The organism is Mucilaginibacter robiniae (assembly GCF_012849215.1).
Classification (GTDB): Bacteria; Bacteroidota; Bacteroidia; order Sphingobacteriales; family Sphingobacteriaceae; genus Mucilaginibacter; species Mucilaginibacter robiniae.
The window spans coordinates 2,171,744-2,194,757 of the sequence record NZ_CP051682.1 but is presented as its reverse complement, the minus strand read 5'-3'; the positions used below and the strand labels follow the sequence as shown (position 1 = coordinate 2,194,757).

Sequence of the window (23,014 nt, the reverse complement as noted above, 5' to 3'; positions counted from 1 at the left end):
ATATTCGAAAAGGTGATAAACCTATCCTTAGATGATATTACGATTACTATGGATGCTAATGAAGCTAAGAAGCTTTTAAAGGCCAATCATTATGATTTATTGATATTAGATATTGTTATCCCCTTAAAAAAATCACAAGATCCTGACCCACTAGGGGGTATCAAATTGCTTGAGGAAGTACTGGAACGTGGGATCTATAAAATTCCAACTCACATAATTGGACTGTCCGCAAAAAGAGATTCCTTCAGTGCGGCTGTGGGAAAATTTGGCAAGGATAGTTTAACCGTAATTAAGTTCGAGGAAGATTCTGATGAATGGCAAGCAGTGATGTTAAGTGGCATTCAGCATAAAGTATCTTCTAAGCAAAGTCAGTTGTTTACTCAACAGAACTATCAGTATGATATTGCTATTATTTGTGCACTGAAAGAAGAACTGGACGCAAATCTAGAAAACGGCTGGAAATGGACTGTAGCTAATTTTCTCGCTCATGATGATACAGTTTATCATGAAGCAGTCATACCCGGAAAACCGGATGTTAAGATCATCGCTGCTCATGCCATGAGAATGGGCATACCAGCTACGACTACTCTTGCCACGAAGATGATTTCAAATTTTCGGCCTAAACTCTTTATTATGACGGGTATCATGGCTGGTGTTTCATCGAAAACTCATCTTGGCGACACAATTTTGGGTAATCCGATCTGGGACTGGGGAAGCGGCAAATGGACAACTGAATTAGAAGAAAAGCCTGAGCAGCAAAAGCAATCTATCAGCGTTTTTCAAATAGAACCATTTCAATACAAACCTGATACAAGGATCGTTAAATACATTTCGCTGCTTGAAAACGACAAAACTTTCTTTTTTCAACTTAGAAACAGCTTCAAAGGCTCAAAACCAAATTATGATGTAAAAATGCTCAACGGACCGATAGCGTCTGGCGCATCTGTCTTGGCTAATAAAGAAAAATTTAATGCTATTGTTGGTCAAAATAGAAAATTATTGGGAATCGAAATGGAAGGTTATGGCCTAATGTGCGCAGCAGATTCCGTCGCCAATCCCAAACCTTTGGCGATGTGCGTTAAAACAGTAGTAGATTATGGAGATACAGAAAAATCCGACGATTTCCACGAATTTGGATGTTATGCTTCTGCTAAGATCGCGCAAAAGATAGTTGAGGACTACTTTTTACTGGAATGCTGATTGTACGGCAACAGCTATCAAGTAATAAACTTAATAGCTGTTTGCTAAAGAGATCACTTACGAAAACGATTTATTTGTACATACGAGCCTTGATAAACACTTTTTACCCGAAGGTGCCGAAAAATATTTTACGCTGGCGCAAGGTCTTGAATGGACTGGTGAAGATTCAATTGATGATTATTGTTAACGAAAGCCATTCTTATTCCTAAACCAATACAATAATTTATGGTTGCAGCATCTATTTAGGATTCATACCGAAGCCATGTCTAACAAATATTTCAAGCTGCACGAAACATTAGATCTTAACTCACATAAATATGATGTTGGTGTTCTCATAGGATTAAAGGATGGTTACGAAGACAATCTTTTTATCAAAAAGGTACTTGAATTTCCGGAGCTTGAATAGGAGCCATATTACCGATACCACCTGGATTATTTTTTAGGCAAATCTGCATGGTCGCGCGCGCTGTTTTTCTCATTTCATTTGCTGCATGGAGATAATAAACCAAGAAGCCCTAAGCCGGTGTGTCAGGGCTGCAGTAAGGGCAGAATTACAAGAGCATTTTAACGCAGGTGGGGACCCGCCGCAGGATGAACGGCTATTATCCAAACAGGAATTGTCCGAGGAGTTAGGCGTATCGTTAGTCACGCTTACCGACTGGATGAAAAAGGAGCTACCCTATTTGCGCCTGCATAAGCGGATGTACTTTAAAAAGAGTGAGGTGCTCAAAATCATGCAACAAAAAACCAAAGATCAAGGAGGAAAAGATGAACGTTGAATTAATCGTCAAAGCGGAGAAACATGGGAAACGCCGTATCAACATCTGGCAGAAACTATAGAAAAAAAAGAGGATTGGAATTTCCAAAAAGCCGAGTTTAAATCGCGTTATAAGCAGAAGTACCCAATTTTAACGAACTATTTAAATTACACTTTTCTTAGAGCCCAAACGCTAGAGTTAATTTCGTATTCTGCTGATGGTGATAAGGCATGCTTCAATACAGGTCTTCAGACGCGCGACGAAAAAGATATATTTGCCCTTTTCTTTAAGAACAAGGATGCGGTAAAATATAATACAGCAGACTGGACATTTATTACATTCGCTGATTCATACTCAACGAAGCTTAATCCCTACAGACCCTTACCTGAATTACCGACTTATGTTAGTAACCCTGTAGATTTGGTTTTTGACACGAAACTTGAAATTGAAATTAACACGGAACACATAATTGACGAAAATAAGAATCGTCTACCTCCTGTACTGCAAGCAAACAGAAGGCTTGCAATGACTTCTATTGCCGGAGCCATTGAATCAATCAAAGCAAAGGTTGTTAGAAATTATAAAGTAGCGATCCCGCATTGGTATGATGGTCGAGTTCAACTATTATTATTACCTTTAAATTTAACCGATGATTATATAGCAGACGTAGCCTTAGTTGTTGATAAGGACAGGCAAAGGAATATTTACAGGGCTGTAACAATTTTAACTATGGATTTGGCTTACATTGACGCTTGACTGATTAAGAGACCAGACAGATTGGCTGAATCCATAATCTGAAAAATCATCATTAGCGTAATCTTCTGTAAACGCATAATTTGCGCACTTGTCTAGGCTGAAAGTGGACAAACAAAGCTATGTGATTTTAGCCCTTCTTCAGATTTATGTTGCTATATTTGCTTTATGGTCAAAGATACGCTGACAATCGAAGAGCAGGTGCTGATAAAAGGACACATGCAGAAGTCGCCCTTCGGGATGAGCCCGGACGAGTACCAAGCCTGGCAAGCACAGGAAAATGCACATGCTAGGGAATATTTATTTTCTATCGGGCAGCCGCTCGTCTATGAAAAGGATGGTCAGCTAATTGCCGAATATCCGGATGGCACTATAAAACCAATTTGACCCTTGGCTAAAATCTATGTCATCGCAGGTCCCCCTGGCGTAGGCAAAAGTACCTCGGGCAGTGCCTTGGTACCCGATGGCATACCAATCTTGGATCTTGACCTGATCGCCGACCGTTACAAAAAACAAGGATTCACCACCTACCAGGGGATTGCCAACCTTTCTTTTCAGGACCTGGTAAGAAAAGAACTCATCGCTGGCCGCGACTTCGCCATTGAACTGAATCTGGGCGATGAGCAGCATTACGACTATGTAAAGTCACTTAAGGGATTCAGTGGGTATTCTGCTGAAAATGACCAGGTGTTCTGTCTTAAAGAGGTCAGGCGTTCCGGCGTAAACTGACCACCCCATTCCGGGGCAAACTGACCAGGGATTCCGGGCGAAACTGACCACCCCTGGAATGCAGCTGATGCGGTAGCAGCCGTCATCTTTGTAGGGTTACAAAACTCTCAAAGTATGGCTAACACTACGATCAGTATGAGTAAGATAAGAAAGATCTTAAGGATGTACACCAACGGGCGCAGCATCATGTCTATAGCAGCCCAGGCAGACGCATCCAGAAACACCGTAAAGAAGTATCTGGCCTCTTTCAAGGAGAGCGGCTTCAGCTTTGATGAAGTCAATGCTTTGAATGATAAAGAGCTGGAAGACTTGTTTGGCAAGGCTAAGGAGCGCTCTCCCAACAGCCGTATGCAAGCCATGCTGCGCTGCTTTCCCAAAGTAGACAAAGAGCTGAAACGTACCGGTGTTACCCGTCAAATGCTTTGGGAGGCTTATCGTAAAGAGTTTCCGGACGGTTACCAGTATAGCCAGTTTTGCTTTTATTATACCCAGTGGCAGGCCCGGGTTAACCCTGTGATGCACATCGACCACAAGGCCGGTGATAAGCTGTATGTGGATTTTGCCGGTCAAAAGCTGAGCATCACAAACCGGGATACCGGGGAGATCATTCCTGTCGAGGTCTTCATCGGCATACTTGGGGCCAGCCAGCTGACCTATGTCGAGGCGGTCATGAGCCAGCAAAAAGAAGACTTCATTTCCGCTTGTGAGCATACCCTGCATTACATTGGCGGCGTGCCGGAGGCCATTGTTCCGGACAATCTGAAAGCTGCCGTCACTAAAAGTAACCGTTACGAACCTACGCTGAATGAAACGTTTGAAGACTTCAGCAATCATTATTGCACGACCATCTTACCTGCCCGGGCATTCCGCCCTCGTGATAAAGCGCTGGTAGAAGGTGCCGTAAGAATCATCTATAGCCGCATTTATGTTCCCCTGCGCAAGAGCGTTTATCATTCCTTGCAAGAGCTGAATGCCGCTATTCATGAACTGCTGGAAGCCCATAATAACCGGCTGATGCAAAGCCGGCCTTACAGCAGAAGGCAGCAATTCGAGGAGGTAGAGCGTGAAACGCTTATGCCTTTACCCGTGTTGCGCTATGAGCTTAAAAAGCAGTTTCATGCCACCGTGATGAAAAACGGGCATGTCAGCCTCGGGCCTGATAAGAACTACTATAGTGTGCCTTACCGCTTCATCGGCAAAAAGATCAAGCTGCTGTATTCCAGCACGACGGTAGAGGCCTTCTATCATTATGAACGCATAGCCATTCACAAGCGTACCAAGGGGCTGCACCGCTACATTACGGATAAAGACCATCTGGCTTCCACCCACCAGTTCGTTGCCGAGTGGAACCCGGAAAAGTTCCTGTCCTGGGCCGCATCGATCCATGAGGATGTGCGCCTTTATATCCAGCATATCCTTAGCCGCAGGCACCATGCAGAGCAGGCTTACCGATCCTGCATCGGTGTGCTGGGCTTTGCCCGTAAAGCCGGGAATGAACGCCTGATCCTGGCCTGCAGAAGAGGCCTGAGTTATGGCATGTACAGTTACAAGACCATACAAATGATCCTGGAAAAGAACCTCGATCAGTACGAAGAAAGCTTATTTGCCAATGAACTTACCATGCCCGAGCATGATAACATCAGAGGCGAAGACTATTACCAGTAAACACGAATCAAGTCATATGAATACAAACACTTTAGACAAACTGCGGAAGATGAAGTTCTTCGGCATGTTCCATGCTTTTCAAAGCAGCCTGGAAACCGGGCAAACAGATCACTACACGGCCGATGAACTCTTGGCCTACCTGGTGGATGCCGAATGGGATGACCGGCATAACCGGCGTATAGAGCGCCAGATCTATCATGCCAAGTTCCGCTACAAAGCGTCCATTGAAGAGGTGAACTACCAGGCAGAGCGGAGCATTGACCGCAACCTGGTCATGCGCCTGGCGGACTGCACCTTCATTGAGCGCAATGAGAATGTGCTCCTGACCGGCAGCACCGGCATTGGCAAAAGCTACATCGCCTCTGCTATTGGTTACCAGGCCTGTATGCAGGGCTATAGGGTATTCTATGCCAGTACACCCAAGCTATTTGCCAAACTCAAGATGGCCAAGGCTGATGGCTCCTACATCAAAGAGATCGCAAAGATTGAACGCCAGCAACTGCTCATACTCGATGACTTTGGCTTGCAGCCTTTTGATGCACAAAACAGGGCTGCCCTGATGGAGATCATTGAAGACCGGCATGGTAAAGCATCCCTGATCATTACCTCACAGCTTCCGGTCAGTAAATGGCATGAGGTCATCGGTGAAAAAACAATAGCTGATGCAATATTAGACCGTATCGTACACAGCGCTCACCGGCTGGATCTCAAGGGTGAATCCATGAGAAAAAAACGCAGGGCTGATGAAAAGGAAATCAGTTACCAATAATAACTTGAGATAGCTAACTTTGTAATAATGCTTCTACAGCATTGGCTGCATCATTCCGCCAGTTCTCAGACTGGTCAGTTTGCCACGGAATAGCCTGGTCAACATCCCCGGAATACCTAGTTAAGCGGCTGGGTTGCCTTACTGTTGGCGACTATCGAACAGGTGTACCAGCAGTTTATCAGCAGCAAGCAGGAAACAGTATAAAGGCACCTTAAGCAGCGGGCGGGCGGCTCAAGTTCTCACGCCGCTCCGCTTTGCTGTTTGATTATGCGACTTATGGTAATAAGCTCATCAAAAACGTGAAGGTAGCCCCCGCCGGAATAAAGCGTCAAGGCTATACAAAGCGGGCCGAAGTGTCCACTTTTCAGCGGCTGGCCCGGCCTTGACACTTTATCCGGCTAAACGCTTTAAGTTGCTTACATGGTGGTTAAGGGGCGGTGTGCGAATTCCCATGATGTTACAGCACAGCCATCGGTAGTAAAAACTGAAGCATCCCTAATTCCATTTCTCACCATTCCGAAAACGTTCCTTTATAGTAACCTTGTACTTGCTATTCCATGTAAGTTAGGGAACCATAATAATATAAATTGTCGTAATCTACTTTGGCAGAATAAGCGATTCGATCAAACAGTTCACTATCATCAAGGTGTTTCTTCAATTCCTCAACAACCGCTTCTTGTCCTTGTAAAAATATGGACAGCGCGTTTTGGTACGATATCAAATATGGATTTTTATCGGCCAAGGATATTCCCAGCAACAAGCCTGTAATAAGCCCAGCATAGTCGTCGATCGGCCACTGATGGCTTAACAGCGATTGTGCGGGTGACGCTAATGCGGCACCGAAACCTACAGACCCGGGGGAATTTAATAGCGTGGTGGTCGCACCATCACAGGCATTGAGGGCTAACAACCTTCTCCCCGTCGATTGGGGCCGCTCATAAACAAGGTCCTTGAGGGCAAGTGTCTGGTCGGATATCTCACCAGCATCCCGGTTTAAAACGAGGTAAGAATCGTGCGGTTTAAAATGATCGAATTGCCCATGACAGGACATCCAAATCAGATCAAAAGAATCGTTTTGATATGCTACCGCGAAATCGGTTGCAGTATGTTCATACCAGTTATAGCGACATACTTCAATTCCGTGTTGCTTAAAAATCTGCTGCAGGCCATCACATTCATATTGGGACATAGGCAGGTCGCCTTGCCAGACTAGCACTTTTTTTATAGTCCGGATCGGATGCGGAATGCGGAAAGTTTGGATCAAAGGAACCGTTACGCCAGTATATTTTAAAAATAATGCTTGCAAGGGTAACTGGAACTCAGCGAGCAAATAATATGCTGGTGAGGATTTGATTAGTTCCTGAATATCCTCGCGCTGCAAGCACAAATGCGCAACCAAGATTTCTTCCAGCTCTTTTCCATGTTTAGGGTCCGGTGTGCCTATCTCTTTAGCTGAAGGGGCTGACTGGCTATATTCAAAATCATCAGTAACCGTGATTGTCTGGCTTAAGAACTCGTTCAGTTTGGTGATGAGTAAAGGGCCATAGTGGAGCGGATTGGTACCGGACACCAGGACCTTATGCTCCCGGCTATATCGTACACCATCTATCGTATTATGCTCAATGACCAATGGTTCGCCAACATACAATTCGGATTCAGCTATCTTAAAGAAGTTGCCGATGATCAGAATCACTATCTCAACATCCCCGCTTTTCAACAAAGTTTCGATTAAAGGATGAATTAGAGAGAATATTCGACTTACTTCAAAATCACGCTGCTTTTGGTCTGAAATCGCCTCATCGATGGCATCATGATAGGCGGCTAAGGCTTGCATCAGCAATTCTAAATTCTCTTTGATGGCCTCGCTGTTTTCCTTGAGCTTAACAGATAGTATTTGCAATAGCTCGTATTTGGACAGGCCGATTTTCGTTAAAACCAGATCGCACCAACCTTGCTGATCGAGGTGGGTATATTCCCAGCCGCAGAAACAGAACTGCATGGCTGCCATTTTTACGCCCGACATAGGTACCCATTCTTTTAAATAAAAGTAAAAGAGGGCGTGTGAGCAAGCGTCTTTAACGTCCGGAAAATTATTGTTGCTTGCCCAGGTCTGTATATTGCAAAATGCTGAAATAAGTTGATCGTCGTAATGCAGGATTCCGGGTAGTGTTTTCAAGTACGGAAAAAACACATCGATATAATTTGACACGACATCCTTTAGTCCCCCTTTTACCCGTTGCTGGTAAAATAGCATACCCGTCCATTCGACAAAAGCGCTATAGGAATAAGCTTTGATATACGGATGGGCAGCCTCCATAAAATCTGCGATCCGTCCTGTTTTAACCTCTTTAGCTACGCCGAACGACAGATCATCACCCAAAGCATTGGTCACCCATTGGAATAAGTGAGGAAATAATTTCTTGCCGCCTACCGATTGTGCCTGTTTGCTTGCGATCTGGAATTGTAAAAAATTTAACAACACTTCGTGTTCCGGGTAGCTGGTGTGCAGGTTGAGTAAATCCTGGCATAATGCTGTCGTCTGCCTGATCTGTATTTCATACTGGTGGTTGGCTTGCTTTGCGCTCAATATCCATAAGTCGGTTATGTTTTCACAGGCAGTTTCTGAGAAATCAAAATCTTCCGACCAGTGGGCGTCGTCAAGACTTTCAGCGATCTGATGAAATAGTGGAAATAGGGTTTTAATATCCATATGGGTCTCGGTTGTGTTGGTTAGGAAAAGGCTTTAATAGTTGTGAGTATGTGTCAGGACAGTAGCGTCGTGATAATGTCCGAGACATCATCTGGCGAGAGCTGGAACCATTCGCCCCTGATACGCTGTTGAGCATAAACATCGTGTAAGGCCTTCTCAAACGCGGCTGCTATCTTTCGTCTGATGAATTTTTTTGCCGCTAAAAGCTTGATGGTGGGTTTTTCACTTTGCAATGTTTTCTCGCGCCATTCAGGCTGATTGGATATACCTATTTTATGAAAGCAATTAATCGTGTCGTGCATCAAATACACATAACAATTTTCCGATAGTGTATTCTTACCTGTCGGCGTTAAATCCCCCCTGAAGGTTAATGGCGTGTAGTCGGGTATTTCTGCACGCACAACCTCTCTGTATTCCTTGGCCAATTTTTGTATGACCTCCATCAGGTTTTTGTGAGGTGTGTACGACCCGTACCCACCGCTTTCGCCACCGACAACCTCCCGGTTTTCCTGCTTTAGCGTTAATTTCCATTTCAGCAGTCTAAAATTTGAAAGTTGATCCAGCTCCAAATCAATTAGGGGAATCTTAACCTGGTATAGTCCTTTGATAAAAGGATGTGACGCTTTATAGGGCTTTTCCCGCACACTATAGTTTAGCACTATGTTGTTTTCGAGTAACAAGGCGATGTCATCGCCCACCGAAAATTTGATTTCCTTGGGGAGGTAATCGAAAGTTATGAAGTCCTGCTTATTTAAATAATTGAATGACATGATAAGTGAGCTTTGCTTATCGTTTGAAATCGAAACAATCCCTTGCTGATGCCCGTCAAGGGCTCCCACACGAACCCACCTGATTATTTTTTCTCCTTTCGACTCATCAAGCACCACTTCGGGTACATTGACATATTTCAATGCGATTCGGCTTTCATCCCTTTGGTGCAAAACGTATAAGAGTTTTTGCTCGGACATGTCATTATACAGAAAGGCGTCAGCCATTTTGTTGAGATAGCCGGACGCTCCGGCAAAATGGGTCAACGTCTCTTTGTTTCCGTAGGAGGTTTGATAACCAAAAATGATCAGCGGTTCTCCTTTTATTACATACTCACTTTCCGCTTTTTTCCATTCCAAAACTTTCAGCTGGTGATGCGCATAACTTGAAGGTATGTCGAAATGGCTTTTGCTGAAATAATAAAAGAAATCTGAAGGCTGGGTTGTCAAAGTAATTTAGGTTTTTATAACGGCAGTGCATATTCTGCCTTGTTTGATAATATGTACTTTCAAAGATAGCAGCTAATTCAATGGGCTAGTACCGGCTGTTGCAGATTTAACGCTGGAAAATTCCCCTTAGCCAATCTTGCTGCACGGATTTTATAGTGTCAGGAGACGGATGATAGTCAAACCTTGATAATATTTCCAATATAAACCGATTGCCGATATTGATACCGTCGCCGATTAGATCATCTACAGTATATTCTCCTCCCACAGCAATGGTATCCGCCAGTGTGACGCGATCATACATGAAAGGCGTTCTGCCGGTGGCATCGAGTTTAAGTTGCCTGTTCTTCATGCGGTTTAATGTCAGTTCGATCTTAACGCCGTGTTCATAAAATCCGTTTTGGCCTAAGCGGGAAATAAATTCAATCACCTCTGTAATTAACAACGTTAACGAAGTGTAAAGAGTTAAGAATTTTCCTACCGGGTATTCCAGGGCGATGGAAGATAGGAATGAATCGTCTGCATACCAATCCTCGACCAGGCTGCGGTACATGATAAACCGTTCCGATTGGTAAATTTGCCAAACTTCTTTTCTCGCGCCAAGGTTAGATTCTGCCTGGTAATAATTGCTCCCCGGTCGGAGCCATTCCTGATCGTTATTATTGTGTGGCACATGCGGAAAGTCCCAGTTTAGGCGGGTGCGTGAACGTTCAACAATTCCAAGTCCTTGTTTTAGCGGGCGGGGGGGTGGAAGTACAAGCGGTGTTAAGTTGATTTCCCAATATCCCCTTTGTTTAATTATAGCTAAAATGCCGTCATCCGGGACAGTGATTGATTCTGATCGATCCTTTGTCCTCGTATGTTCTGTTTTCTCAGTTTTTACCGGCTCGAATTCAGCTAAAATGAACCCTGCTGACCGCCGTATCTGCATCATTTTGACGGCAGCAGCCTCAATGATATCCCGTAGATCATTGGAATTAGCTACTGGTGCGCTTTCCACCCGTTTGTTAGTGTTACGGTAATAGATTGTTTGTCCTTTTAGTTTACCTTGAATATCCGTTCTACTGATTACCGGTACATCCTTGAATGGAGATATTTTAATAACAACATATTTGCGGTCTCGTAAATCAAGCGGTGTGAAAACTCTGAAATCCGGTAGCGGGTCCATATATCTCGCCAATTTATCCCGCATAATATCTGTACTGTAAGTCTTGATGTTAGCCGCGCTAACTCCTGTCCCTATAAAGGAATCGCCCACCTCGTTAACTCCAATGACAATCGTACCGCCATCGCGAACGTTTGCCATTGCAATAAAATCTTTAGCCATGTCCTGTGGATTCCAAGGCATATCCGCTTTAAAATCCAGATTTTGGGTTTCAGTTTGTACCTCAATAAGTTGTTCAAGTTCTTGCGTGGTCATTAGGCAAATTTAGTTTTTGATTATTAGCTTTGATAGGTAAATCTTTATCCTGCCATTAAAATGGATGAGGAGTTTTAAGACGATAACATCGCAGTTTTTTTAAGCCAAAAACATTTCCTATATTTGTATAACAAGTTCATTGACTAATCGTTATAAGGCCTTTTGTAACGCAAATGCATTCAAATGATGTTCAATAAAATGAGACCCATTTGGTTACCGTTAACAAAAGATTACTTGATAACTATATCATAATCAACGCATTAAGGAGTAGGATAATCGTCCTGCCATCCCGACAAAAAACAGGCTTTATGTAGTAAACATAAAGCCTGTTCTTTTTATTTTAATGCTGCTTTAATCAGCAGAAAGTTTAGCTATATCATTCTTTAAATGCATTTTAATTTGAATGCACCGGCATGTGCATGTCGTAAAAGGATTTCAAGAAGTTCAACGGAACGTTAATTGACTTGGAAGAGGTGGATACAAACTTATGATCCAGTTCAAAAAAGCCAGGTAATTCTTTATAGTCTTCTTTGTTTAAAGACTTAAATCCCATCGACCAGGATGCAAAGTTTCTTTCCTGAATTTTGCCTTGATCTACCATTGTTATATTGTGGTGTCTGGAATCTTGCTTGATTTTCGAAAAAGTATATTTTACTTTCTGCTCATCACCTTCTAATACCTGTATAAACCTGCCGGCCGTTTGATTAAGAAACTTACCCTCAACATATAATAACATACCAGTCAGATCGTGCCCGAGATTCCAATCCAACGAAACTTTTAAAATGTCGTTTAAGTCATTCTCCTGCATTAAACGCATGGCTTTACTGATGTAAATTAAATAATATAGCATTACCTTGTAAGATAAATTACCGAATAAAAACAAGTATGTAAGACCGGCGCATATATGGCTAAGGCATCAAAGAAAAGAAGAAGCAAGCATTGTCAAAATAGTATGCCTGTTAAATACAAATTCTTCTTTATATCAGGAACTTTAAAAAGTATCAGAAAATACAATATAGCAACATGTACTTAGTACAATTGTTTTGCTATTACACAAGCCAAATTTAGTAAATAAATGTAATTGCAACTAATAAAACGGCCTTAACTGTTACAAACCAAAAACGGATGTTTTTTGATGTTATGACTGATCATTTACTAGCTGGTAGTTACAATACGTTATTCTTTCTGGTTTTAGGCATTTCAGCTGGAAACCAGAAAGAATAACTATGATTATCAATCAGCATACTTTATGCAGGTGATTGTTAGCGCAGTTGCTCTTGATTGATCTTAAATTCAGTAATGCTCTTGGCATTAAAACATAAGTAGCGGGAGTAAACTGGCGCCTACTACCAAGCTAGCCAGGTACTTATTTGTAGTAATTTTAATTTGCTTGTTCAGGAGCTGATTATACTGTTCCAAAAGCACTAGGTATTTATTTTTCCAAACCTCTTTTTCCTCAAAGCTTGACCTATCCGGAACAGGCGCCATATCAGAAGCTGTTGAACGAACTTTTTTAAATTCAGTGCTGGAAAATAATTCCGGGAACTCTGTTGAAAAATCGTGATGAATAATATTACCGATGCGGTAAATAATGCTGCTCTTTAAGTGTGCTTGTTTAAACCAGTTATATAATGATCGTCTGTTTACACCTAGTTCATTAGATAGTTCGCTTATACTGTATCCGCCTTTTCGTACAGTATATTCTACAATTTGGCCGTGATGTTTATTCATAATAATAGGGTATCTACTTTAAGAATTTGCAATTAACTAGCCAAAAACATTAATTACCTATAGGTTATAAAGCAGTTTTTTTAAGAAGATGGTATTCATTAGTTCACAATAAGGTGTGATGTGAAATTTATAGAGGAAAATTAACAAAAGGTTAAGGTAAAATCTAGGTAATATTTTGGTTATATATCTGGCATAGGTTTAGCTGCCAAAAAACACCCAATTGGGGAAGGTGGAATATATTCCTCAAACTGTGGCGTTCTTTACTTTTTTTACACACTTGCATTACATAAATGTGTAACAAAGTGAGCTGTATTGCACAGCTTAATGGCTGGTTTTTGAAGAAGAAAATGCCGACCAGCCCTTTTTTACTTTATATTTATTCAAAGATGGCAAATATTTTCTGGAATCATCCTGATTTAACGCATCTCTCAGCAGCAAAATTGATTGTTGCAACATCGACTTTTCCTTTGATCCTAAGGGTGCATTATCATATTTAATCAATAATACGTCTAAAGCGCTTTGCAGATTTTGCGGTGTGTTCAGATGCGTTTTCATGCCATTAAGATAAAATGGAAATGCTGATGGTTTTTGGTGAAAATAGTTTTGTGTAGCAAAGTGTGTTGTAGTGTGTGCAATAACTATTGGTTAAACTTTTGAAGTGCACAAAAGGATACGTAAGCTGTAAACCAGAAGTTAATGCAATGCATGTACAGGTACTGCCATTAACTTCAGAACGGTTTATTATTCAACAATATAATTTTGCTTTTCATGATGAACATTAGCCGTCATGAACAGGTTAATATGGGAATGAATAATTTGCTTTTCTTAGGCGATAGTTTAACGGCCGGTTATGGTTTGCAGAACGTGCATCAGGAATCTTTTCCGGCACTTATACAACAAAAAATCAATCAGAACCAGTTGCCTTATCAAGTCATCAATGCTGGGATTAGTGGTGATACCTCAGCGGGTGGTTTAAACCGTATTGATCGTTTATTGTTACAACCTATCAATATTTTTGTGCTGGAATTGGGTATTAACGACATTTTACGCGGTATTCCTCCGGCTATTACCCAGCAAAATTTACAAGCAATTGTAAATAAAGTTAAGCAGAAGTACCCGCAAGTACGCATGGCACTAATGGGTATGGAATTACCACTTAACTTAGGCGGTTTTCTGGCAACTGAGTTCCTGGCCATTTTCCGCAAGGTGGCCGAGGCTAACCAGATGGCTTTTGTTCCATTCTTTTTGGAAGGAGTAGCCGGATTGCCACACCTGAACCTGGCCGATCGGATGCATCCATCTGCAGCCGGTTACCGGATTATTGCCGATAAAGTATGGCCGGTATTAAAAAGTTTAATGATTGAATGATTTTGTATGCTGACGAATGTTGAACAACCATTAAACCTTCTACCTTACCAAGGCGAAGCTTTTTACTATCCTAGTTTTTTTACTGAGCAGGAGAGTGCCTATTATTCAGCAGCCTTGCAACAGGAAATTGCCTGGAAGCAAGAACCTATCCGGATGTTTGGCAAGCTGGTAATGCAGCCGCGTTTAACGGCATTGTACGGGTATGCCGATAAACCTTACCAATACGCCGGACTAAAGTTGCACCCTTTACCCTGGACGGGTACCTTGTTAGCCATTAAAAACCATATTGAAACCATAGCACAGGTGAGCTTTACCAGCGTGCTGTTGAATTTATACCGGGATGGTAAAGATAGTAACGGCTGGCACCGGGATAATGAAAAAGAGCTAGGCACCAATCCGGTTATTGCTTCCGTAAGTTTTGGTAGCAGTCGTAACTTCCATTTCAGGCATCATCAGCATAAGGAAGTAAAGCGGTCTGTAGAGTTAGTTAATGGCAGCTTTTTGCTGATGCAAGGTGAAACCCAGCACTATTGGGAACATCAAATACCTAAAAGCGCTAAGGTAACAAAGCTCCGCATTAATTTAACTTTTAGGGTCATTCATTAAAAGCATCCATCACATTTTTAGCAGGTTTCGTCACATTTATTTTTGCTACTAAATAAAGCGATGTAAGCTTGTTGCATGAAGTTTAAATATGCCGAGCTAGCTATTGCTACTTTGTTCTTGCTCATCACTATTTATGGGCTGATGGGTACAGCCGATAATTACTGGCACAAGTTATTTACTCCCGAATCTTTTGGTGCTAATGAATTTAAAGCGCATAACCTGCGGTTTGATTTTACGCTGCATTACCTACTGCCTGAGTTTATTGAATATCTTACTTATTATTCATCCTTTATTTGGGTAGCCTGTTCGCTGCCTAATCGCTATCTTACCCAGCGGAAGTGGGTTGGCGCTTTCTGGACCATAATATTGGGTTTCCTGGCTTGTTGGTTCCTGCTTAGCTTTAAAACTTACTTAATCAAGCCTTGGGAGTATAATTGGTTATGGAGTATAGCTTATAGCAAGCTCAGTCAAGCCAGTATTTTATATATAGTTTTGCTGCTCTACCAGGCGGCTAAACAAGCTGCAATGTGGTTGCTGTCGCAAGGTAAGCTCACTATGGCTTCAAACAAAAAGTGGATAGCTAATGAGGTGGCAACCTTTGTAATTGTTTGGCTTGTTGTATTAACCAGCTGTACTATACTAAAGGTATATTGGGGAGGCAACTTGTTTATAGCCTTTATTGTTCCCTGTGCTTTTGCTACTTATTTGGTAAATGTGTACTGGCTTATTCCGCGTTATTGGCACCGGCATAGTAAAGTAACCTTTTGGATAAGGCAATTTTTGGTAACACTTTGTTTAAATGCCCCTCTAAATGGCTTTTATTCTTCTAAAGCAACTTATGCCAGTGGCCCATTCTTGATGTTCTTTACATTTATGTGGCTGGTGCAATTGCTTGTCATCATTCCGTTGAGCTTATATGTGGAACACACCCGTGAAAAACAGCAGGCTGAGCTTACCGGGTTGCGAACTAATTTGGGTGCATCAGCAGCCAATTTGCAGTTTCTGCGATCGCAAATCAACCCGCACTTTCTGTTCAATGCTCTTAATACTCTTTATGGCATGGCCTTGACCGAAAAGGCCGAACAAACCAGCGAAGGCATACAGAAGCTGGGCGATATGATGCGCTTTATGCTGCACGAAAACCAGCAGGATAAAATAGCCTTACAGCGGGAGATAGATTATTTAACCAACTACATTAATCTGCAAAATATGCGTATTGCTGCATCCCCGGCAATTGAAATTACTATGCAGCTTCCTGAAGTTAAAGAATATTATACCATAGCTCCCATGTTGCTTATTCCGTTTGTAGAGAATGCCTACAAGCACGGCATCAGTTTAAAAGAGCGTTCTTGGATTCACATTAGCCTGCAAGTAACCGATGATACTTTACATTTCGATGTGCATAACAGTATTCACGCCAATAGCGATGATAACCCAGAAAAGAACAGGTCAGGCATTGGGCTCGACAATGTGCAACAACGTCTGCAACTGCTTTATCCGCAAAAACATGAACTCATTATACGTCCAACCCTCAACGAATTTTTTATTCACCTAACCATTCAATTATCATGAAAGCATTACTTACTACTATGGTGCTGCTCATTGCTACTACCTTAAGCAGCCTGGCCCAGTTTACCCTTAAGGGAAAAATTTTGAACGCAGGTAAACCAGATACCTTATACCTGAACATTCCGCTGGTTTATGGTTATTATAACGATAACACAATGAAAGTTCCCGTTAACAGCAGCGGTCTCTTCAATACTACTATCCAACTACCCGAACAGAAGTTTGCTACGCTGGAATACAAAGGTCATGAACATACATTGCTGCTAACGCCTGGCAAAGCGCTCAACCTCGTTTTTAATACAGATACAATGCTTAACAATTTTAAAGGTACAGCAGCTCCTGAAAACCAATTGATGTATCGGCTGCACCTGAACGAAATTCCTTTTTTCGGTAAACAAAGCCGGGAGCACAACCCATACACCAAGTTGTCGCATACTGGTTTGCAGGATTCGGTGATAAAACCTTGGATGGCCATACGAGATCAAAGACTGGCAACGGTGCGGACTGCTGCTATATCCAACTATGACAAACGGTTGATTGCTCAGGAGGTAAAAGCAGATGCCATCACCCAACTCAGCTCTTTTGCCCGGGGTATTATAGAAATGAATAAACGGGAATTGATTAATACGATGATCAATGATATTTATAAAAATGTTAGTGTAAAACCGGACATTTTACCTGCTGGACCACAATACTATACTTTTGCCGATAGCTATATTGGGTACATGGAGGCTTTGGCTTTTACCGACATGCAAAAGCATAATCAAGTAAAAAATAGTAAAATGCCTTTAAAATTTTATAATATCTCCTTAGATAGTGCTAATGTACTGGCTAAAACCAAAGGAAAGATGTTTATAAACTGGTTGGCTATCCGGAACAACTATGATAAACGTGTAGCTGAAGCGATGCTGGCACAGGCTATTGCTGTGCAGTGCGATGAAAAAGACCTGACGCATGCCAGACCGCTGATGCAAGAATTAGAAGTTTGGTGTCCTGAAAGCCGGTATAAGCCTATGCTAACCGCCAAAATTAACCATATGGAGGCCGCATTAGCCGCAAACCAGAACAATCAGGCTATAAAGATTGCTAACGGATATGATAAGCTTACTTCGATATACCAGATTATTAGCCAACTGAAAGGTAAAGTAGTCTATCTGGATATATGGGGTACCTGGTGCCCCTCATGCCGGGATGAATTAAGATTTATACCTCAGCTTAAACAGCATTTTGCAGGCAAAGAGGTTGTGTTTGTTTATCTGGATATGGACGATGATGACCAAGATAATCATTGGCGCAATTTTATCAAGATTAATAATATGGCTGGTTTGCACCTACGCAAGAGCAATAAGAACATACAAAGCATATGGGAAGAGTTACAGCCATTGAAAGACAAGCGTGGATTATACCCAACTTACTTTATATTTGATAAAGGCGGAAAGCTGGTGACAGTAGATGCTAAATACCCAAGTGCTCAAACCGAATTATACCAGCAGATTGAGAAATATTTAGAATGATTAGAGCGATTGCCATTGATGATGAACCCTTTGCTTTAGAGGTAATCCGGGCACATGCTAGTAAAGTTCCTTTTCTGGAACTTGCTGCTTGTTTTACGGATGCCTTTAAAGCCATTGAGTATTTAGCTACCGAATCGGTCGATCTGCTTTTTTTGGATATTAAAATGCCGGATATATCGGGTATGGAACTGGTGGAAAGCTTGCAGACTAAACCCCTGTTTGTATTTACCACTGCCTACGCCGAACATGCCGTGCAAAGCTATGAACTTGATGCTATTGATTACCTGCTGAAACCTTTCTCATTTCCGCGTTTTTTAAAATCCTGCCATAAGGCTAAAGAAGTTTTACAAACTAAACAGGGCCCGCCAACCATAACGGATAGTATATTCATTAAATCAGGTTATGAAGCGGTTCGTATTAGTTTTCAGAATATCTTATACCTGGAAAGCAGTGGCAACTACATGACCTTTGTACTAGCTGATGGTCGCCGTGTTGTAAGCCGGCTTACTATGCAGGAAACATTAACCATGCTACCCCAACAGCAGTTTGTGCGCGTGCACCGCTCGTATATCGTAAATAAACACCGAGTTGATCGGGTAGAGCGTCATCAATTGCACCTGCAAACTTATATAGTTCCGGTAAGCAGTACTTACCCGGTAACACTTCTTCATAGTTAGCGAATTTACTCTCACTTCGCTTCTTCTTATTAATCAGCAGTTACACAGAATTAGTCTGAGGTAATTAGCTGTAAATCTTATGTTTAGTGCAAAATGATTGTAACAAATTTGCTAGGCTTGAACCTTTGCTTTTAAAAATGTCAAAGCTAATAAGGTGTATGCTATAGGATGGCGATGTAACATTACTGTTTAAAATGCCTGAACATATAAATACTTATTACATTGAGCTTATGTTACTTGTCTTCTTTGCAAAAAAAGACAAGTAAACGTTGCATAAACCATTATAAGCCATCAGCAGCATACCATTAAAAATATTAAACGTATAATTATGGGTACCAATTTACGAGAGTTTACAAAAGCCGTTTTAAGCGTAGTAATTTGCTTAGGAATTTCCAGGCAAAGCCATGCACAAAGCGTACAAGAGGGTAATGTCTGGGCACCAAGCAGCGTTAAAATTGATGCTAAGCTTACCGAGTGGAATAACTCCTTGCAGGCGAATAACAAAACCACCAACCTGTACTATACCATTGCCAATGATGATAAGAATTTATATCTGGCCGTAAAATCAACCGATCCTTCCAACAATACGAAAATAGTAAGCGGTGGTATTACTTTTACCATTAACACATCGGGCAAGAAAAAAGAAAAGGATGCTTTTGCAGTTACTTTTCCGGTAGTTAACCGATCAAGCATGGGCAATTCTTTCAGGCAACGTGGCGGAATGGGCGGTGATATGCAAAGACCCGATTCGGCAGCTATGGCTAACATGCGTACCCAATTACTGGCTACTGCAAAAGAAATTACGCTAAAAGGCTTTACAGACATTCCGGATAGCATTGTTTCTATTTACAACGAGTATGGTATTAAGGCAGCCGTAGGTTATGATAACAACGGAAACTTTATTTATGAATTAGCGCTACCATTAAATCATTTAGGTTTATCAGTAGGAAGTGCAAAAGAACTGGCTTATAACATCAAAGTAAACGGCATGCAGTTTGGTCAGCGTGACGGAAACGAAGGTAACAACTCGCCTGATCGGGCAGAACGTGGTAATGGTGGCAACCGCAGTAACCGAGGCAGTGGTTTTGGCGGACGTGAAATATCCATATCTGCCGGGCGTATGAACGGGCGAGGCGGCATGAGTATGCAGGATATGATGAGTCCTACAGACTTTTGGGGCAAATACACCTTAGCTAAAACTAAGTAATTCAAGTAACATCACACAACTTCCTGATAAACCTGCCAAAGCCAGTCAGACTAAATACCTATTACCTGATTAAACAATTACCCGCTCATGAAAAAAGCACTATTTATAGCGCTGTTAATGTTCTCGTCAAGTATATTGTATGCACAAGTACCCGGAGGTATGCCGCGCCGGCAACAGCCTGCTGCGCCTCCGTTACCAACGCGGCAGGTGAGCGGTGTTGTAAAAGATTCGGCTGATAATACCTTGCCGGGGGCTCTGGTTAAGCTGGAGTCAAAAAACGACACCATCAGTACCTCGGCCAATGCCGATGGTATATTCATTTTTAAAAATATAAAGTCGGCTACCTTCGTGCTCACGGTATCAAATATAGGCTACCGTAAGCTGGTAAAACGCTTTTTAAACAATGATGCTGTTCCGCGTTTAGTGCTTGATCCTATCATCTTAAAATCAGAAGCCACGGCTTTAAAAGCGGTGGTGGTTAACGGTACACCAAGTATCACCTATAAGGTAGATACGGTAGAATATAAAGCTGGTGATTATAAGGTGCGTGAAAATGCAACGGTTGATGAGTTGCTCAAGAAAATGGAAGGCTTTGAAGTAGGAACTGATGGTACGGTTACCCACCAGGGGCAGCAGATTGCCAGAGCCAAGCTGAACGGAAAGGAATATGCCGGTGGCGATGTAGCACAGGCCATACAAAACCTGCCTGCCGAAATTGTAGAAAAAATACAGGTGGTGGATGATTACGGCGATCAGGCTGCTCGTACAGGTATTAAAGACGGTGATCCGCAGAAGGTATTGAACATTACCACCCGTGCCGACCGCTCGGTAGGTACCACCGGGCGCATGACTGGGCAGTATGGCAGTAATGACCGCTACAATGCACAACTTTTTGTACAGCGTATTAATGCGAATCAGCAAATAGGTATTATCGGTCGCTTTGCCAATACTGTAAACGGCATAGCCTCCTCTGGTTTAGCTGGGGGAGCTACTAATGGTGGCGGTGGTGGTGGAGGCAATGCCGGGCGTGGTGGTAGCCCGGGTACTACCCGGTCGGGTTCGCCATCATTCAACTATCGCGATCAGTGGGGTAAAAAAGTCGAAGTAATTTCCAGCTATACTTATCGGTTCAGTAATAATAATGCTGTTAATGATAGTTATGGGCAAAGATATTCTACCAAAGGTTCCAGCGACTTTGTAGATCACAGCACAGCCGAAAACGACAGCAAAGGCCACAATCTTCGTTTCGAGATAGACTACAATATTGATAAAAGTAACTATTTACAAATTACGCCTACGTTCAGCTATTCAAGCTCCAATAGCTTGAGTAACTCAATGGCTGATAATGTTAATCATTACACCACTGGTTTTGAGCATCAGGTAGTTAATACGGTTAGTCAAAATACCAGTACTGCGCCCACTTATGGCATTACCGCTTTTTACCTGCATACTTTTAAAAAGGCCAGAAGAAACGTTTCTCTACAATATAGCGTTACCACTTCTAACACGCAACAAAAGGGTGATAAGAATACCGATTACCAGTATTATGCCGACAGTACCCGTAATACGCTGGTAAGCGATTCGCTTTCGCATTTGTTAACCAGGCGCACCAGCAAAAACACGACTTACAATACTACCGCAACGTATGTAGAACCTATCGGCCAGTATTCACAAATTGAGTTTACCGGGCACATCCGCAGGTCGGTTTATGATAATACTGCTGTATCAGACACTGTGCTGGCTAATGGGCAAACACAGCAACTTACCCGGTTAGATAATATTTACAATTACTCCTTTACCGAATCAAGGTATTCGGTAGATTACCGTTATAACGGTACTAAGTACAACTTGTCTGTAGGTGTATTGGCTTTGCCGAGTAATTTAGCTGGTAATAAGGAAAATAATAGTGGAGATGGTAGTACCATATCTACCTCACACAACTACTTTCGCATTATACCGGTATTAAGGGCTTCTTACTCCTGGTCGCGTACACAAAGAATATCATTTACCTATTCCGGAGATAATGCGGAACCCCAGTTCCAGCAGATACAACCGTTTACCGACCGTACGGATCCCAACAATATTGTGGTCGGTAACCCTGACCTGAAACCTACATTTACCAACTCCCTTAATCTGAATTATAATAACTATTTGCCTAACTCAAAGCTGAACTTATCCTTCAATGTCAATGGAACAATCTCTCAGGATCAAATCACCAGTAATACGATTCAGATAACCCAGGAAATTAATAACAATGGCGCTACTACACGTAAAACCATTAATGAAATTACCTATGCCAATGTAAATGGATCGCACGCCATTGTAGGCAGATATAGTATATCTAAACAGCTTTCCGATCGCCGCTACAACCTGTCGTTAAACGGAAACATAACTTACAATTACAGTGTGGCTATGAGTAATGATCAGTTATATCATAATACCAACTGGCGGTTTGATGAGCGTTTTGGCCCCAGAATAAACCCTACGGATAACATTGAAATCAATCCATATATAGCCTACGATTTATCACGTTCATTTACGACTTTGCTGGGCGCCACGCCTACTATGCTGCAAACCACTTCACTGGCTGTTGACGGACGGGTTTACTTTTTAAAAACCTTCCAGATAAACTATAGCGCTGCTAAGAGCTATGTTACCGGCTTAGGGCGTTTAGGAAACCCAAGTCCGTTAGTTATTAATGCCGGCTTTGAAAAAGAGTTCTTTAAACGCAGAAATCTGGTATTAACTTTTAACATATATGATTTGCTGCATCAAAACAACTTTATTCAGCAATCCGTAACTGCGCAGGCAGTAACCAATACGCTTTCTAATACTTTGAGCCGGTATTATTTAGTAGGCTTGCGTTTAAATCTACAAAAATGGAGCGGCCGACCTTCCCGTAATGGCCGACAGCTACAACGCCGTGGTGATGGTAGCTTTATGTATTAGTAAGAGGTATAAGCACGAGTATAAACTAAAAAGCGCACTTGCTTAACTAAGCAAGTGCGCTTTTTAGTTTAGGAATAATTATGAAACAAGAAGTTTTTTCAATGTATTTGACTTTTAATATTTTACCATACATTTACTGAGAATCAATTAAAACCATTACTGCTAATATAAAAATAAC

Annotated in this window: 20 protein-coding genes; 14 read left to right on the top strand and 6 right to left on the bottom strand. The window is 41.9% G+C overall.

The window, feature by feature from the left end; genetic code table 11:
- The first annotated feature begins 48 nt into the window (after positions 1-48).
- From HH214_RS09825 to istB, 7 genes are all read left to right on the top strand, one after another.
- The gene (locus tag HH214_RS09825; RefSeq protein WP_169607269.1) at positions 49-1,200 is read left to right on the top strand and encodes a phosphorylase family protein; all 1,152 of its coding nucleotides are present in this window, start codon (positions 49-51) and stop codon (positions 1,198-1,200) included.
- Between the two features lie 491 nt (positions 1,201-1,691).
- A complete protein-coding gene (locus HH214_RS09820; protein WP_169607267.1) occupies positions 1,692-1,979 on the top strand; it encodes a helix-turn-helix transcriptional regulator in 288 nt (95 codons plus the stop codon).
- Positions 1,980-2,714 (top strand): DUF3825 domain-containing protein, encoded by a 735-nt coding sequence (locus HH214_RS09815; RefSeq protein WP_169611105.1) that lies wholly within the window; start codon positions 1,980-1,982, stop codon positions 2,712-2,714.
- A 216-nt stretch (positions 2,715-2,930) separates the two neighbouring features.
- Positions 2,931-3,098 (top strand): hypothetical protein, encoded by a 168-nt coding sequence (locus tag HH214_RS09810; protein ID WP_169607265.1) that lies wholly within the window; start codon positions 2,931-2,933, stop codon positions 3,096-3,098.
- 3 nt (positions 3,099-3,101) lie between these two features.
- On the top strand, positions 3,102-3,440 hold the full coding sequence (locus tag HH214_RS09805; RefSeq protein ID WP_169607264.1) for a hypothetical protein: 339 nt from the start codon (positions 3,102-3,104) through the stop codon (positions 3,438-3,440).
- 135 nt (positions 3,441-3,575) lie between these two features.
- The gene (gene istA / locus HH214_RS09800; protein WP_248282179.1) at positions 3,576-5,105 is read left to right on the top strand and encodes an IS21 family transposase; all 1,530 of its coding nucleotides are present in this window, start codon (positions 3,576-3,578) and stop codon (positions 5,103-5,105) included.
- Between the two features lie 16 nt (positions 5,106-5,121).
- Complete coding sequence (istB, locus tag HH214_RS09795) at positions 5,122-5,874, top strand: IS21-like element helper ATPase IstB (protein ID WP_169605652.1); 753 nt, start codon at positions 5,122-5,124, stop codon at positions 5,872-5,874.
- A gap of 550 nt (positions 5,875-6,424) precedes the next feature.
- On the opposite strand, the gene HH214_RS09790 is transcribed toward istB, so the two are convergent.
- The 6 genes from HH214_RS09790 to HH214_RS09765 form a co-directional block, all read right to left on the bottom strand.
- Entirely contained in the window at positions 6,425-8,584 is a 2,160-nt protein-coding gene (locus HH214_RS09790; RefSeq protein ID WP_169607262.1) for a CHAT domain-containing protein, read from the bottom strand.
- A 53-nt stretch (positions 8,585-8,637) separates the two neighbouring features.
- Positions 8,638-9,801 (bottom strand): GIY-YIG nuclease family protein, encoded by a 1,164-nt coding sequence (locus HH214_RS09785; RefSeq protein ID WP_169607260.1) that lies wholly within the window; start codon positions 9,799-9,801, stop codon positions 8,638-8,640.
- 106 nt (positions 9,802-9,907) lie between these two features.
- On the bottom strand, positions 9,908-11,218 hold the full coding sequence (locus tag HH214_RS09780; protein WP_169607258.1) for an AlbA family DNA-binding domain-containing protein: 1,311 nt from the start codon (positions 11,216-11,218) through the stop codon (positions 9,908-9,910).
- A gap of 394 nt (positions 11,219-11,612) precedes the next feature.
- Positions 11,613-12,068: a BLUF domain-containing protein gene (locus HH214_RS09775; RefSeq protein ID WP_169607256.1), complete on the bottom strand. Its 456-nt coding sequence runs from the start codon at positions 12,066-12,068 to the stop codon at positions 11,613-11,615.
- A 461-nt stretch (positions 12,069-12,529) separates the two neighbouring features.
- Positions 12,530-12,949 carry a hypothetical protein gene (locus HH214_RS09770; RefSeq protein WP_248282251.1) on the bottom strand — a complete coding sequence of 140 codons (420 nt, stop codon included), beginning with the start codon at positions 12,947-12,949 and terminating at the stop codon, positions 12,530-12,532.
- A 321-nt stretch (positions 12,950-13,270) separates the two neighbouring features.
- Positions 13,271-13,504 (bottom strand): hypothetical protein, encoded by a 234-nt coding sequence (locus HH214_RS09765; RefSeq protein WP_169607254.1) that lies wholly within the window; start codon positions 13,502-13,504, stop codon positions 13,271-13,273.
- A gap of 213 nt (positions 13,505-13,717) precedes the next feature.
- On the opposite strand from HH214_RS09765, the gene HH214_RS09760 reads away from it, so the two are divergent.
- From HH214_RS09760 to HH214_RS09730, 7 genes are all read left to right on the top strand, one after another.
- Positions 13,718-14,317: an arylesterase gene (locus HH214_RS09760; protein ID WP_211166347.1), complete on the top strand. Its 600-nt coding sequence runs from the start codon at positions 13,718-13,720 to the stop codon at positions 14,315-14,317.
- A gap of 6 nt (positions 14,318-14,323) precedes the next feature.
- A complete protein-coding gene (locus tag HH214_RS09755; protein WP_169607252.1) occupies positions 14,324-14,923 on the top strand; it encodes an alpha-ketoglutarate-dependent dioxygenase AlkB family protein in 600 nt (199 codons plus the stop codon).
- Between the two features lie 75 nt (positions 14,924-14,998).
- Complete coding sequence (locus tag HH214_RS09750) at positions 14,999-16,495, top strand: sensor histidine kinase (protein WP_211166346.1); 1,497 nt, start codon at positions 14,999-15,001, stop codon at positions 16,493-16,495.
- Positions 16,492-18,003: a TlpA family protein disulfide reductase gene (locus HH214_RS09745; protein WP_169607250.1), complete on the top strand. Its 1,512-nt coding sequence runs from the start codon at positions 16,492-16,494 to the stop codon at positions 18,001-18,003. The genes HH214_RS09750 and HH214_RS09745 overlap by 4 nt, the downstream gene beginning before the upstream one ends.
- Positions 18,000-18,680 (top strand): LytR/AlgR family response regulator transcription factor, encoded by a 681-nt coding sequence (locus HH214_RS09740; RefSeq protein WP_169607249.1) that lies wholly within the window; start codon positions 18,000-18,002, stop codon positions 18,678-18,680. The genes HH214_RS09745 and HH214_RS09740 overlap by 4 nt, the downstream gene beginning before the upstream one ends.
- A 328-nt stretch (positions 18,681-19,008) precedes the next feature.
- Complete coding sequence (locus tag HH214_RS09735) at positions 19,009-19,887, top strand: hypothetical protein (protein ID WP_169607248.1); 879 nt, start codon at positions 19,009-19,011, stop codon at positions 19,885-19,887.
- 87 nt (positions 19,888-19,974) lie between these two features.
- Positions 19,975-22,836, top strand: coding sequence for an outer membrane beta-barrel protein (locus tag HH214_RS09730; protein ID WP_169607247.1), 2,862 nt, complete (start codon positions 19,975-19,977; stop codon positions 22,834-22,836).
- Positions 22,837-23,014 lie beyond the last annotated feature (178 nt).

Coding starts and splice junctions, on each gene's coding strand:
- HH214_RS09825 (WP_169607269.1), top strand. CDS start 49: ATGGATGCTAATGAAGCTAAGAAGCTTTTAAAGGCCAATCATTATGAT.
- HH214_RS09820 (WP_169607267.1), top strand. CDS start 1,692: ATGGAGATAATAAACCAAGAAGCCCTAAGCCGGTGTGTCAGGGCTGCA.
- HH214_RS09810 (WP_169607265.1), top strand. CDS start 2,931: ATGCAGAAGTCGCCCTTCGGGATGAGCCCGGACGAGTACCAAGCCTGG.
- istA (WP_248282179.1), top strand. CDS start 3,576: ATGAGTAAGATAAGAAAGATCTTAAGGATGTACACCAACGGGCGCAGC.
- istB (WP_169605652.1), top strand. CDS start 5,122: ATGAATACAAACACTTTAGACAAACTGCGGAAGATGAAGTTCTTCGGC.
- HH214_RS09790 (WP_169607262.1), bottom strand. CDS start 8,584: ATGGATATTAAAACCCTATTTCCACTATTTCATCAGATCGCTGAAAGT.
- HH214_RS09780 (WP_169607258.1), bottom strand. CDS start 11,218: ATGACCACGCAAGAACTTGAACAACTTATTGAGGTACAAACTGAAACC.
- HH214_RS09775 (WP_169607256.1), bottom strand. CDS start 12,068: ATGCTATATTATTTAATTTACATCAGTAAAGCCATGCGTTTAATGCAG.
- HH214_RS09770 (WP_248282251.1), bottom strand. CDS start 12,949: ATGAATAAACATCACGGCCAAATTGTAGAATATACTGTACGAAAAGGC.
- HH214_RS09765 (WP_169607254.1), bottom strand. CDS start 13,504: ATGAAAACGCATCTGAACACACCGCAAAATCTGCAAAGCGCTTTAGAC.
- HH214_RS09760 (WP_211166347.1), top strand. CDS start 13,718: ATGATGAACATTAGCCGTCATGAACAGGTTAATATGGGAATGAATAAT.
- HH214_RS09755 (WP_169607252.1), top strand. CDS start 14,324: ATGCTGACGAATGTTGAACAACCATTAAACCTTCTACCTTACCAAGGC.
- HH214_RS09750 (WP_211166346.1), top strand. CDS start 14,999: ATGAAGTTTAAATATGCCGAGCTAGCTATTGCTACTTTGTTCTTGCTC.
- HH214_RS09745 (WP_169607250.1), top strand. CDS start 16,492: ATGAAAGCATTACTTACTACTATGGTGCTGCTCATTGCTACTACCTTA.
- HH214_RS09740 (WP_169607249.1), top strand. CDS start 18,000: ATGATTAGAGCGATTGCCATTGATGATGAACCCTTTGCTTTAGAGGTA.
- HH214_RS09735 (WP_169607248.1), top strand. CDS start 19,009: ATGGGTACCAATTTACGAGAGTTTACAAAAGCCGTTTTAAGCGTAGTA.
- HH214_RS09730 (WP_169607247.1), top strand. CDS start 19,975: ATGAAAAAAGCACTATTTATAGCGCTGTTAATGTTCTCGTCAAGTATA.